Origin of the sequence: Phormidesmis priestleyi ULC007, assembly GCF_001895925.1 — a bacterium.
In the GTDB taxonomy this organism is placed as follows: Bacteria; Cyanobacteriota; Cyanobacteriia; order Leptolyngbyales; family Leptolyngbyaceae; genus Phormidesmis_A; species Phormidesmis_A priestleyi_A.
This window is the reverse complement of sequence record NZ_MPPI01000051.1, coordinates 16,019-27,655: the sequence shown is the minus strand read 5'-3', so window position 1 is coordinate 27,655 and position 11,637 is coordinate 16,019. Positions and strand designations below refer to the sequence as shown.

The window sequence follows — 11,637 nt, the reverse complement described above, 5'->3', positions numbered from 1 at the left end:
CAAACATCGCTTTAGTTTGCATCGCTTTGGTCAATCCACCTTGCTGGGACTCTACCGCTGGCTCGTGTTGTCTCTGGTCGCCTTTGTACTAACTTGAGTTGCTAGTTATAAGCGGCAGCAGGAGCAAAACAAATAAAGCCTCTCCAAGGTCTTGTAACTCCTGGAGAGAAAAAATGCTTCCTGAAATTATAGCGATCTATGCCATCACCGATGACCTGCTCAAAGCGATTGGGCATCAGGAGGATGTCCGAGTGCAACTGAGCGATGCGGAAGTAATCACCACCGCACTTGTCTCTGCCCGCTTTTTCGGTGGGAATCATCAGAATGCTCAGGACTATCTCAAAGAACCCGGGTTGATGCCCAAGATGTTGAGTAAGTCGCGGTTTAATCGCCGCTTGCATCGGTTATTTTTGCCATTACTAGACCTGTTCGACTGTCTGGGTATGGTGCTCAAATCGATCCATTCGAGTACGGAATCCTGGCTCGATTCTTTTCCGGTGCCCTTGTGCGACAACATTCGGATTCCTCAAGTTCGTCTGGTTCGATGCGAGGATTACCGAGGCTACATCGCATCCAAAAAGCGCTACTTCTATGGCATTCGGGTACAACTGCTAGCGACCGCTGATGGCATTCCAGTGGAATTTGCCTTTCTGCCCGGCGAAGCTAATGATGTGCGGGGACTCAATGCCTTGCCGTTATCGCTGCCCGCAAACAGTGAAATCTATGCGGATGCTGCCTACACCGATTACAAAATAGAGGATGCCCTTCGCGATACCGAGGCTGTTACCTTACAGGTCGCTCGTAAACGTAATTCCAAACGCCCGGATTCTCCCGCTCTCGCTTACATCAAGCAAACCACTCGCCACTTCATCGAAACTGTTTTCAGTGGCATTCCTGTTCAATTTCCCAAAGCCATTCATGCGGTGACGATGGATGGCTTTTTGCTTAAAGTTTCCACTTTTATCGTTGCTTTCACCCTTAAAGCTGCTTTTATCGACTAGTCCTTTGCTCCCGCTCAATCGGTTACGAACTGCTTTCGCGAGTTCGACTCGTTGACCTGAGTGCGCTTCACACTCATCTCCCATCTCCAACTAACCCGCAACTTGGGTTACTAGCACACTGGACACATTGTTGGGCAAAACCTCAGCGCCTAGATTGGAAAGCCGCAGGGGAACTTGCCCAAGTCATTCTCTTGCCGCAGGTTGTTTGGAAAGACCTCCTACATCAGATTAGGAGTCACTGGGACATTGCGATGCAGCATGGCTTTGAAATCATTCTCAAGCCCATCCGCTGGCACTATTGAGAATAGTGCAAGATCTGAGTTAAACTGATCGAAGACGATCTGTTGAAGCAGCAAATGAGTGATATACTGGATGCGACTCAAGGTGCAGAGGTCTTCATTTTTCATCAACTTGCGCTTTGGGCATATCATGTGGCTGAGCGGCTTGATATCCCCAGTTTTTTAGCCCTCACCGTTCCAATCAGCGCGACTCAAGACTACCCATTCCTGAGCTTTAGCAAAGTCAAAAATCCTACGCTCTTCACAGGATGGATCAATTATGCAAGCTATCTTCTCGTAAAATAAGACTTACGCATTGACAGAGTAGCGAAATCAGAGAGTGAATCCAAACGGCACAAGCCAGAACTGCTCTGAATGCGGCACGAAAGTTCCTAAGACGCTCTCAGACAGGCTTCATGTGTGTCCTGAGTGCGGTTTGACGCTTGACTGTGACCACAATGCAGCGATCAATATCAAACATTTGGCGGTAGGGCATTCCGTCAATAAAGCTCAGGTAACGTCCGATGCAATAGCAGGAGTCACTGAGAAGCCCGCTCTGTATGCGTAGCATCAGAGTCGGGAGTATGTCACAGAAAATATTGAGAGGACTGAGAGCTTGATTGATCTTTCCTATCACAGTGGTATGAGCTTTCCGATTAACATAAAGTCATTGTTGTAAATCGATTAAAGTTAGCTATGCCAAAAGCAATCTGGAATGGTGCCGTTTTAGCAGACAGCGATCGCTGTGAAGTGGTGGAGGGAAATCAATATTTCCCTCCTGACTCGATTCAGCAGGACTACTTTAAAGAGAGCAGCACCCACACAACCTGCCCCTGGAAAGGTGTTGCCAGCTACTACAGTGTTGAAGTGGATGGACAGGTCAATAAAGATGCCGCCTGGTATTACCCAACCCCAAAAGAGGCTGCCAAAAATATCGCTGGCTACATCGCTTTTTGGAAAGGAGTAAAGGTCGAAGTTTAAACACCTAAATCAACGTCAGTTCGATGAGTTCTTCAGCGCTTCAGCCCCCTAAGTCCCCCAATTCTGGGGGACTTCAAGCCCAGAATTTAGGTTCAAAGTCCCCCAATTTTGGAGGATTTAGGGGGCAGCCCGGATTTGCAACCGTAGCGAAAAGCTTCATCGAATTCACGTTAAATCAACTAATTCCAAGCTCTTTTGCCCTCATCTCAAGCCACTCTTTTATGAAGAGAGACGAGAGTGAGGGCTTTTGAATGAGAACCGCAGAGAACTAGTTAAGCAGACTTTTGAACTCGCTTGGCTCTGGGCTTGCGTGTGCCAGAGGACGATGTTTTTTGAGCCGTTGCCAGATAATGCTTCAGCGTTGAAGAACGAATCTCAATGCCGTTTTCATTGAGAATTTTGGTCAACTCATCATACCCATACCCTTTTGCAAGAGAAGCTTTTAGAGGCTCTCGAAGCGCAGCGATCGCTTCTCGCAGCGACACGTTTTCTTGAGGCTTTTCGGGTAGATCTGCAAACAGTGATTCGATCTGATCAATTGCGGTTGCCTCGACTTTATTAGCAGCAATCGACTTTTTGGTTTTTGCGACTGTCATTTTTCATGTCCACGGTGATATCACAATCTCATTCTAGTGTCTAAACTCCATTCCGTGATAATTAAACTGCGTGTATTTTGATCATTAATTTCTGCAATCATTTTTTTGATGGCACTGATGTTCGTTCTGTTGATCAAGGGGTCGAAGCGGTCAAATCTCCCAACTTGGGACTCCACCAACCCTTTGCCGTGTGAAAATAAACGACATCTTGATGTTTACGATCGTCACGAGCTTTCGGGTTTGAGCAACGCAGTAAAACTTTGTCTTGCCCCTCTTTTTGGTAGGCATACTGTTCTAAAGGCTGCTGGCAGATAGGACACGGGTAGTCAGTGTTCTGAGGCTTGCTGACTGGAGCCGATGATTTGGGTTGAGGAGTTTCCCAGCGTTTTGAGCGATCTGACCAAAACAGCACCACGTCACAACCCTCTACGCATTTGAGAAAATATTTCTTTTTGACTTTAGGGCTAGGAATTTTGGCGAGTGGCTTTTCACACTGTGGGCAGCGAGTGCGTGAGGTCTGAAGTTGTTTCTGCGATCGTGGCACAGGGTTGATCGTCAGATGTTGAGGAATCACGCTCTGAGCTTGCAGCAACGCAGGTTCAAAATAGCTTTCGTTCCAATGGGTGAGATAGCGCTGCCAGTCTTGTTTGCCTGCGGCAATTTCATCGAGCGATCGCTCCATTTGAGCCGTAAACTCTGATTGCAGCAAATCGGGCAATGCGTCGCCTAAGAAGCAATCAACCTCCAGACCTAAAGCGGTCGGCTGTAGCGCACCTTTGATCACTTCTACATAAAGCCGCTCTTTGAGCGTGAGAATCGTGGGCGCATAAGTGCTGGGGCGACCAATTCCCTGCCGCTCCATCACCTGGACTAGTTTGGGTTCGCTATAGCGAGGAGGAGGCTGAGTTTGCTTTTGCTCGTGGGCCGATCGCTCCAAGGTCAACGCCTGAGACGCTTTCAGGATAGGCAACTCGACATCTGCGCTCAAATTATTCCAATATTTGCTATAGCCTTGAAACTCGATCACCTGACCTTTTGCCTGCCAAAAAATCGTGCCCGATTGCGTCACAATGCAGGTTTGTCGAACTCGTGCGGGTTGACACTGTGTCGCCATCGATCGCTTCCAGATCAAAACATAGAGGGCAAACGCATCGCTCGACAGTTCTAATCTGAGTTGGGCTGAGGCGCGATCGACATCAGTCGGGCGAATCGCTTCGTGGGCCTCTTGAGAGCCTTTGACTTTTCGATGATGGGTAACTTTTTTAGGAACATTCTCGGCATCATGTCCGATTAGCCACTGACGCGCTTGCTCGGTGAATTCTTGACTCAGTTCAACACTATCAGTTCGCATATAGGTAATCAGTCCCGCTTCATAGAGTGACTGTGCCACCTGCATTGTTTTTTCAGGACTGAATTTGAGACGCGATCCAGCGGCTTGCTGCAAGGTCGAAGTCACAAAAGGCGGCGGCGGTGTGCGGTTCACAACTTTGCCATCAATGGATCGAACCCGATGCGGAAAGGCTTGAGCTTGCTGCACTAACCGATCGGCATCTGCCTGACTCAACACACGTTGAGATTCTTGAGCAGGTCGCTCAGTCGGATTGGTCGCATCATCGGCGGGTGCCTCTTCATCGGCAGGAGTTTCTGTACCGCGATAAAATGCTCGAAACCCTTCTGCATAGTCAACCCAGACGTTCCAATAGGTTTGAGGCACGAAGGCTTCGATTTGGCGTTCGCGATCGCAGAGAATATGCAGCGCCGCGCTTTGCACCCGTCCCATTGATTTAGCACCGTTTTGCAATTGCCAAAGCAAGGGCGACCCTTTAAAGCCCACTAATTTATCGAGTACGGTGCGGCAAAGTCCGGCGTGGACGAGGTTTTGGTTAATCTGCCTCGGTTGGGAAATCGCTTTCTTGACGGCTGCGGGCGTAATCTCCGAATAAACTACTCGCTGAGGCTGTTTGAGATTCAACGCTTGCTGAATGTGCCACGCGATCGTTTCGCCTTCGCGATCATCATCGGTTGCCAGCACCACTGTTTGAACTTGCTTCACTGCTGATCGCAATTGTTGAATCGTGTCTTTGCCCCGTTCTCCACGCGGCACAAATCGACACTGCACTCGATCGCCCGTCAAATCAAACCCCAGGGAATCAACGCCATCATTTGCCAGTTCGCGCACGTGCCCCATACTGGCTCTGACAATCCAATCAGATCCTAAGATTTGACTGAGTTTTTTGATTTTTCCGGGGCTTTCAACAATAAAGAGTTTAGTCGGCATTTTAAAGAGAATGGATGGCAGAACGTTTAGTAGAACGCCCATACCACCCATTGTAAGGATTAACGGTTAAAACCTCGCGCGGTCTAGGTAATCACTGTCGGCTTTTCCATTCCGGTGAGGGTGCGAATTTGCGCCACTTCTTCAGCGATCGCGATCAGATCAGCCAACGCTTCTTGCGGATCGAGATGATGTTTGGTCGGATCAGCTTCATATTGCTCAAGATAAACGCGAAGAGTTGCGCCTTGAGTTCCCGTTCCCGATAAGCGAAACACAATGCGAGAGCCATCGGTAAAGCCAATCCGAACGCCTTGATTTTGACTAATGCTGCCATCAATCGGATCGGTGTAGCTAAAGTCATCGCTGAATTCAACTTTTCGATCGCCAAACTTTTTGCCTTTAAGCGTCGGAAGTTGAGCGTGAAGATTTGCCACTAACGTGTTTGCCCGATCGCTCTCAACCCCTTCATAGTCATAGCGAGAATAATAATTTCGACCGTAGGTTTTCCAATGGTCTTGCATCAACTCCTCAACGGATTGCTGCTTCACCGCTAAGATGTTGAGCCAAAACAGCACTGCCCACAATCCATCTTTTTCGCGAATGTGATTAGAGCTAGTTCCAAAGCTTTCTTCACCGCAGATCGTGGCTTGATTGGCATCGAGTAAATTACCAAAAAACTTCCATCCAGTCGGCGTTTCGTAACAGGGAATGCCTAACTTTGCGGCAACTCGATCGGCAGCTTGACTCGTGGGCATCGATCGGGCAATTCCCGCTAACCCTTCTCGATAGCCTGGAACTAATGTCGCATTTGCTGCCAACACCGCCAAACTATCGCTCGGCGTGACAAAGAACTTGCGCCCTAAAATCATGTTGCGATCGCCATCGCCATCTGAAGCAGCCCCAAAATCAGGGGCATTCTCCCCAAACAAAACTTCTACTAAATCGTGAGCATAAACCAGGTTGGGATCGGGATGTCCGCCGCCAAAATCTTCTAGCGGAATGCCATTTTGCACGGTTCCAGCAGGTGCGCCTAATCGCTGTTCAAAAATCGCGTGGGCATAAGGCCCGGTGACGGCGTGCATTGAATCCATGCACATCCGAAACGACCCGGTTAAGAGTTGGTGAATGCGATCGAAGTCAAACAATGACTCCATCAGCTTGGCATAATCGGCAACTGAGTTAATCACCTCAACCACCATCTCGCCGATCTGAGACTCTCCTAATGTATCTAAATCGATATCTGGAGCCATGACAATTTTGTAGTGATCAATCACTTTACTGCGGGCAAAGATCGCCTCTGTCACTTTTTCGGGGGCAGGCCCGCCGTTGCTAATGTTATATTTCACCCCAAAATCGCCATCTGGGCCGCCAGGGTTGTGACTTGCTGAGAGGATAATCCCCCCAAAAGCCCCCGATTGACGAATCACACAAGACGTTGCCGGAGTCGATAAAATGCCACCTTGACCGACTTTCACCCGTCCAACCCCGTTTGCCGCCGCCATCTTGAGAATAGTTTGAATCGCCTGCCGATTGTAATAGCGTCCATCTCCGCCCAAGACTAGCGTCTGTCCCTGATAGTTTTCCAGACTGTCAAACGTAGATTGGATAAAGTTTTCGAGATAGTGGGGCTGCTCAAAAGCAGTCACGAGTTTTCGCAATCCAGAAGTTCCTGGCTTCTGGTCTGAAAAGGGTTGAGTGGTAACGGTTTCAATATTCATTTACAGAACTCGTGCCGAAGGGTTGGCGGGGCTTTTAATTGATAAGCTTACTTCGTTTAAGCTAAGAAGAGGTTAGGAGTTAGGGGTCAGGTGCCAGATTGAGTTTTACGTCTAGTCCCTGACCCCGTAACCTTTATAACCTCTATTTGTCAGGAGCAACCCGATCTTTAAAGGATTTGCCCGCAGAAAAGGCAGGAACGCGAGTTGCCGGAATTTGCATCGTCTCACCCGTTTTGGGGTTCCGCCCTTCGCGGGCTTGACGATCTCTGACTTCAAAAGAGCCAAAGCCGACTAGCGTGACTTTATCGCCACTGGCAACCGCTTCTAAAATCGAATCGATCGTCGCCGTTAAAATTGCGTCCGCTTCTTTTTTGGTCACAGATGCTTTTGCCGCGATCGCATCAACCAGTTCACCTTTGTTCATAAAAATTTCCTCTCAAGACAATCGCCGCCATTGTAGTGCAGGGTTTCAGACTGTGCAAGTGTACTAAACTAGTAAAATTGCGATTTCTGAGAGCGATCGAACCCAAAGCTGTAACCTTTAGCACTCAGAATCCGCATCCCTATCCTATTCGTTGAGTCACGTCTTGCTGTCTACTGACCTCCTAGCCGACTATCGCCGTATCAGTCAACAAACCTTTACAGTTGTGGACGTTGAGACTACGGGCTACCAGCCTCCTGAGAGCCGAGTCATTGAGATTTCGGCTCTAAAAGCTAGTCTTCAAGACGGCATTCAACATCAGCAGACTCATTTGATCAATCCTGATGTTTTGATTCCTGAAAAGATTGTGCAATTTACAGGAATTTCTCAAAGCATGGTAGAGACGGCACTTGCCCCGGCTGAAGTGTGGGAGCAATATTTGCCGCTGCTGAATACGGGCGTTTTGACAGGACACAACCTTGAGTTTGATTACTCATTTATTCAGTTTGAATATGAGCAGTTGCACGTCTCGTTTTCTCGCCCTGCCCATGAGCAACTCTGCACTGTGGCGCTGTCTCGTTTGATGCTGCCCGATTTGCCCTCTCGAAGATTGCCCGATCTCGTGAGACGTTTTGGATTTAAGGTGGGGCGATCGCATCGCGCAGAAGCCGATACGATCGCCTGTTGGCTATTGGCAGAACAGTTATTAAAAGAGATCCAACAGGAGGACGATCAAGTCTTGTTAGCGAGATTTGCCAAAGAGTGGTTGCCGTTAAGAAAAGCGGCTGAATTGCTGAATTGCTCGACTAAGATTGCCCAAACTCGATTAGCCACTGCTGGGTTCGAGCCGCGCGTTTCTCGTCGCAGTGGAGCTTTGATGTATCGACGAGGCGCGATCGAGCCACTGATCAAACAAGATTTGGGAGAACAGCTATCGCTCTTTTAAAGACTGTTTTAGATAAGAAATTAAATCTTCATGACTAACGACTATCAAACCTGCCAGGGTTTCTGGTACTTATCGATCTTCTAGATTCAAATCAGGCTCTAGACCTGCTTGAGACAGAGATTGCTAGGATGAGATCAGGCAAAGCGGAGCGGTTATGAAACGTGTCAAAAACCAGACAGAACCAGAAGTTCAATCAGAGACCCATCCTGATGACTGGTCATGGCGGTTTTGGCAAGTGGTGCCGCTCTATCCCTACGGCAAACGACGAACGCTTCGCAAAGAAGTCGTCAAAGACACGATCTGGACGTTTGACCAGATTCAAGGAATTTTTTATGTGGTCGTGCCGATTCGGATGACGGTGATCAAGCTCGAAGCTGGGGGATTGCTGGTTTATGCCCCGATCGCGCCCACTCCAGAATGTATTCGACTCGTCAAAGAGTTAGTGGCAGAACACGGAGACGTAAAATACGTCATTCTGCCAACTTCATCGGGTCTAGAACACAAAGTTTTTGTGGGCCCCTTCGCCCGACAGTTTCCCAACGCTCAGATCTTTGTCGCCCCGCATCAGTGGAGCTTTCCGATCGATCTGCCATTAAGCTGGCTTGGGTTTCCGGCAAAGCGGACTCAAACGCTTCTAGAAGACAGCAACAAAGCGCCTTTTTGCCATGACTTTGACTACGCGATTCTAGACATCAATTTGGGAGCGGGCTCGTTTGGAGAAGTGGCATTTTTTCATCGGCGATCGCAGACGCTCCTCGTCACCGATTCAGTCCTTTCGGTTCCAGAAGATCCGCCCGCGATCGTTCAGCTTGACACTTATCCACTACTTTTTCACGCCAAAGATCACGCCTCTGATGTGATCGAAGATACCCCACTCAATCGCCAAAAAGGCTGGTGGCGATCAGCCCTCTTTGCGTTTTATTTCAGTCCGAGCGCGCTGGAAACCCTGGGACTCGGACACGTCTTGCGCGATGCTTTGAAAGCCTCCGATCGCTCCAAAAAAGCCTACTTTGGACTGTTTCCGTTCAAATGGCGAGAAAACTGGCAGCGATCGTTTGAAGCACTGCGAGGAAACGGAAGACTATTTGTAGCTCCAATTCTGCAAACGATCATTCTCAACCGATCGCCAGAGCAAACCCTCGCATGGGCTGACCAGGTTGCAAAATGGGACTTTGTGCGAGTCATTCCCTGTCATTTAGACGCTCCGATCGCTGCCACTCCGCAACAGTTTCGACAAGCCTTTAGCTTTTTGGAAGAAGCGGCGATCGCAACGCTACCCCAAGAAGACTTTGCACTGTTATGGCAAATTGAAGCCCGACTGAACCGATCGGGTGTCACGCCACCTAGAGGAAAGGTATAGAGTTTTAGGATTAATGTTTTTACGGTAATAACGCCGTTCAGCAACAACCGGGAGAATTAATGTGAACAATGATTACGAATTACTTCAAATGTTTCTCCGGCAATTTTTTAATTATGAAGACTACGTGATTGCAATCAGTAAAGCGAAGCAAAAAATTGTGGCACAGCAGGCATATCGTCAAAACTGGGTAAAAATTTCGTCTGCTATCTGCAATCAAAGCCTTCTTCCCGGACAGCCGCTTCAACTAGTTCATTATGATGCCAATCAAGTTATTAATGAAAATTCAGATCAAGAAGCCTATGTTTGGTTAGAGCAAATGGTCAAGAATGTTGAAAGAACGGATGGTGTGATTAAGAGGTATTAATACTGTCGATTAACCCACGAGATGCGGAATGAGTGCAAACTAAGCAGTCAAATTAGAGAAACGACCATTGAGTTATGATCTAAGAGTCATTTACCATCAGACATTATGGCAGAACATTCATTTGAAGACGAGCAATCACAACTGACTAATCAGGTTAGCTTTATGGAAAAAGAAAATCCAGAAGATTTAGAAACGGTGACGCAAATTCTATCCAAACTGACTCGCTTGCCTTCTGAACAAATTAAACCTCGTCTCCAGACGTTGATAGCAAATTTATTTGACTTGCGAGAGGCTCACTCAGATACACAAAATAACCCAGAAGCATGGATACAGCAATTTACTGAGTGGGTTGAAGGACATCGTGAGCTTGGACTACCGCCGCTGTCCGAGGAAGCAATCAGCCGAGAGAGCATTTACGGAGACGATCGCTAAATGCCCTTTCTGATCGACACAAATCTTCTGTTACGCAGCCTTGCTCCAAATCACCCAATGAACCCTGCCTCAGTATGTGCCCTGACTCACCTACGCAGACAGGGAGAGCAACTTCACATTATCCCGCAAAATCTCATCGAATTTTGGAACGTCTACACCCGCCCGCTAGAACGCAATGGATTAGGACGGACACCAGAAGCAGCCAGAGCAGAAATTCGTCAACTCAAATCTTTTTTTATGCTCTTGCCGGATAGCGCTGCGATTTATCCAAAATGGGAGCGACTGGTAAGTAGCTACGCTGTTCGAGGTGTCAATGTCCATGATGCAAGGCTTGTTGCTGCGATGCTCGTGCATGGATTAACTAACATACTGACGTTTAACACTCGTGACTTCAAGCGATATTTAGAAATCACTACGGTTGATCCGACATCGCTCTAAAAGGTTATGGTGTCCTGTCAGGCTCCTATTCAAAATCTAGACAATAATAAATTATCGGGTTTGGTTATCGCCCATGACTGGACAACTTCTCAACGATGAAGAAATCGTCACTGAGCTTGACATCAGCCATCTGGTCATCGAGGACGATACCCCTGTGGACAACTTTCAATCGGAAAAGCAACAGCGGCTACTAGTCGAGCCACTCTACAGCTCGTGGTCATCGGATGCCTCTTTTATCGCAGCCACAAATGTGGGCGTGTTCTATGGGATAAAACAAGACCCGATCGTACCAGATGCCTTTTTGAGCTTGAATGTCACGATGCCTGCTGACTGGAGCCAAAAGCAAAACCGCTCCTATTTCGTCTGGGAATTCGGTAAAGTTCCAGAAGTTTGCATCGAGATTGTTTCTAACCGTAAAGGCAACGAGTTGGACTCGAAAAAAGACGATTACGCCCGGATTGGCATCGCCTACTATGTTGTTTTCGACCCATTGCAGCAGCTTCAGCGAGAAGACGAAATGAATGGCAAGCTACTGAAAGTTTGGGTGCTAACGGCAGGGCAGTATGTGGAAATGCCGGAACCCTTCTGGCTACAAACGATCGGACTGGGTTTAACCGTCTGGGAAGGAGCATTCGAGGAGCAAGAATCTACCTGGTTACGCTGGTGCAATCTCAACGGGCAAGTCATACCCACTGGTGCAGAACGGGCAGACGGAGCAGAAGCAAAGGCAGACCGACTGGCTGAACGGCTGCGATCGCTAGGCATCGACCCAAACAAAGTCTAAAACTTGAAGTTATGCCTGATACTTAATGCAGCAATTATAAAGA

The 11,637-nt window shown here is 48.1% G+C and carries 14 protein-coding genes; 10 read left to right on the top strand and 4 right to left on the bottom strand.

The window, feature by feature from the left end:
- Positions 1 to 173: 173 nt before the first annotated feature.
- From BRW63_RS24250 to BRW63_RS24235, 4 genes are all read left to right on the top strand, one after another.
- Positions 174 to 1,001 carry an IS982 family transposase gene (locus tag BRW63_RS24250; RefSeq protein ID WP_073074118.1) on the top strand — a complete coding sequence of 276 codons (828 nt, stop codon included), beginning with the start codon at positions 174 to 176 and terminating at the stop codon, positions 999 to 1,001.
- Between the two features lie 356 nt (positions 1,002 to 1,357).
- The gene (locus tag BRW63_RS24245; RefSeq protein WP_073074947.1) at positions 1,358 to 1,585 is read left to right on the top strand and encodes a hypothetical protein; all 228 of its coding nucleotides are present in this window, start codon (positions 1,358 to 1,360) and stop codon (positions 1,583 to 1,585) included.
- Between the two features lie 34 nt (positions 1,586 to 1,619).
- Positions 1,620 to 1,847, top strand: coding sequence for a zinc ribbon domain-containing protein (locus BRW63_RS24240; RefSeq protein ID WP_223257498.1), 228 nt, complete (start codon positions 1,620 to 1,622; stop codon positions 1,845 to 1,847).
- A 128-nt stretch (positions 1,848 to 1,975) separates the two neighbouring features.
- On the top strand, positions 1,976 to 2,260 hold the full coding sequence (locus BRW63_RS24235; RefSeq protein WP_073074946.1) for a DUF427 domain-containing protein: 285 nt from the start codon (positions 1,976 to 1,978) through the stop codon (positions 2,258 to 2,260).
- 272 nt (positions 2,261 to 2,532) lie between these two features.
- On the opposite strand, the gene BRW63_RS24230 is transcribed toward BRW63_RS24235, so the two are convergent.
- From BRW63_RS24230 to BRW63_RS24215, 4 genes are all read right to left on the bottom strand, one after another.
- Positions 2,533 to 2,856 (bottom strand): hypothetical protein, encoded by a 324-nt coding sequence (locus tag BRW63_RS24230; RefSeq protein ID WP_073074945.1) that lies wholly within the window; start codon positions 2,854 to 2,856, stop codon positions 2,533 to 2,535.
- Positions 2,857 to 2,989: 133 nt separating this feature from the next.
- Positions 2,990 to 5,134: a type I DNA topoisomerase gene (topA, locus tag BRW63_RS24225; protein ID WP_073074944.1), complete on the bottom strand. Its 2,145-nt coding sequence runs from the start codon at positions 5,132 to 5,134 to the stop codon at positions 2,990 to 2,992.
- A gap of 83 nt (positions 5,135 to 5,217) precedes the next feature.
- Positions 5,218 to 6,849, bottom strand: a complete 1,632-nt coding sequence (locus BRW63_RS24220; protein ID WP_073074943.1) for an alpha-D-glucose phosphate-specific phosphoglucomutase — start codon at positions 6,847 to 6,849, stop codon at positions 5,218 to 5,220.
- A 142-nt stretch (positions 6,850 to 6,991) separates the two neighbouring features.
- Entirely contained in the window at positions 6,992 to 7,273 is a 282-nt protein-coding gene (locus BRW63_RS24215; protein ID WP_068817386.1) for an HU family DNA-binding protein, read from the bottom strand.
- Positions 7,274 to 7,436: 163 nt separating this feature from the next.
- On the opposite strand from BRW63_RS24215, the gene BRW63_RS24210 reads away from it, so the two are divergent.
- From BRW63_RS24210 to BRW63_RS24185, 6 genes are all read left to right on the top strand, one after another.
- On the top strand, positions 7,437 to 8,216 hold the full coding sequence (locus tag BRW63_RS24210; protein WP_223257497.1) for a 3'-5' exonuclease: 780 nt from the start codon (positions 7,437 to 7,439) through the stop codon (positions 8,214 to 8,216).
- Positions 8,217 to 8,370: 154 nt separating this feature from the next.
- Positions 8,371 to 9,576 (top strand): DUF4336 domain-containing protein, encoded by a 1,206-nt coding sequence (locus tag BRW63_RS24205; protein WP_073074941.1) that lies wholly within the window; start codon positions 8,371 to 8,373, stop codon positions 9,574 to 9,576.
- Between the two features lie 61 nt (positions 9,577 to 9,637).
- Complete coding sequence (locus BRW63_RS24200) at positions 9,638 to 9,940, top strand: hypothetical protein (RefSeq protein WP_143162111.1); 303 nt, start codon at positions 9,638 to 9,640, stop codon at positions 9,938 to 9,940.
- A gap of 105 nt (positions 9,941 to 10,045) precedes the next feature.
- On the top strand, positions 10,046 to 10,372 hold the full coding sequence (locus tag BRW63_RS24195; protein ID WP_083583220.1) for a hypothetical protein: 327 nt from the start codon (positions 10,046 to 10,048) through the stop codon (positions 10,370 to 10,372).
- Positions 10,373 to 10,810: a type II toxin-antitoxin system VapC family toxin gene (locus BRW63_RS24190; protein WP_073074939.1), complete on the top strand. Its 438-nt coding sequence runs from the start codon at positions 10,373 to 10,375 to the stop codon at positions 10,808 to 10,810.
- A gap of 73 nt (positions 10,811 to 10,883) precedes the next feature.
- Positions 10,884 to 11,594, top strand: coding sequence for a Uma2 family endonuclease (locus BRW63_RS24185; RefSeq protein ID WP_073074938.1), 711 nt, complete (start codon positions 10,884 to 10,886; stop codon positions 11,592 to 11,594).
- Positions 11,595 to 11,637: the final 43 nt, after the last annotated feature.

What these genes read in the sequence shown, in the direction of transcription:
- BRW63_RS24250 (WP_073074118.1), top strand. Translation starts at nt 174, where the DNA reads ATGCTTCCTGAAATTATAGCGATCTATGCCATCACCGATGACCTGCTC.
- BRW63_RS24245 (WP_073074947.1), top strand. Translation starts at nt 1,358, where the DNA reads ATGAGTGATATACTGGATGCGACTCAAGGTGCAGAGGTCTTCATTTTT.
- BRW63_RS24235 (WP_073074946.1), top strand. Translation starts at nt 1,976, where the DNA reads ATGCCAAAAGCAATCTGGAATGGTGCCGTTTTAGCAGACAGCGATCGC.
- BRW63_RS24230 (WP_073074945.1), bottom strand. Translation starts at nt 2,856, where the DNA reads ATGACAGTCGCAAAAACCAAAAAGTCGATTGCTGCTAATAAAGTCGAG.
- topA (WP_073074944.1), bottom strand. Translation starts at nt 5,134, where the DNA reads ATGCCGACTAAACTCTTTATTGTTGAAAGCCCCGGAAAAATCAAAAAA.
- BRW63_RS24220 (WP_073074943.1), bottom strand. Translation starts at nt 6,849, where the DNA reads ATGAATATTGAAACCGTTACCACTCAACCCTTTTCAGACCAGAAGCCA.
- BRW63_RS24215 (WP_068817386.1), bottom strand. Translation starts at nt 7,273, where the DNA reads ATGAACAAAGGTGAACTGGTTGATGCGATCGCGGCAAAAGCATCTGTG.
- BRW63_RS24205 (WP_073074941.1), top strand. Translation starts at nt 8,371, where the DNA reads ATGAAACGTGTCAAAAACCAGACAGAACCAGAAGTTCAATCAGAGACC.
- BRW63_RS24195 (WP_083583220.1), top strand. Translation starts at nt 10,046, where the DNA reads ATGGCAGAACATTCATTTGAAGACGAGCAATCACAACTGACTAATCAG.
- BRW63_RS24190 (WP_073074939.1), top strand. Translation starts at nt 10,373, where the DNA reads ATGCCCTTTCTGATCGACACAAATCTTCTGTTACGCAGCCTTGCTCCA.
- BRW63_RS24185 (WP_073074938.1), top strand. Translation starts at nt 10,884, where the DNA reads ATGACTGGACAACTTCTCAACGATGAAGAAATCGTCACTGAGCTTGAC.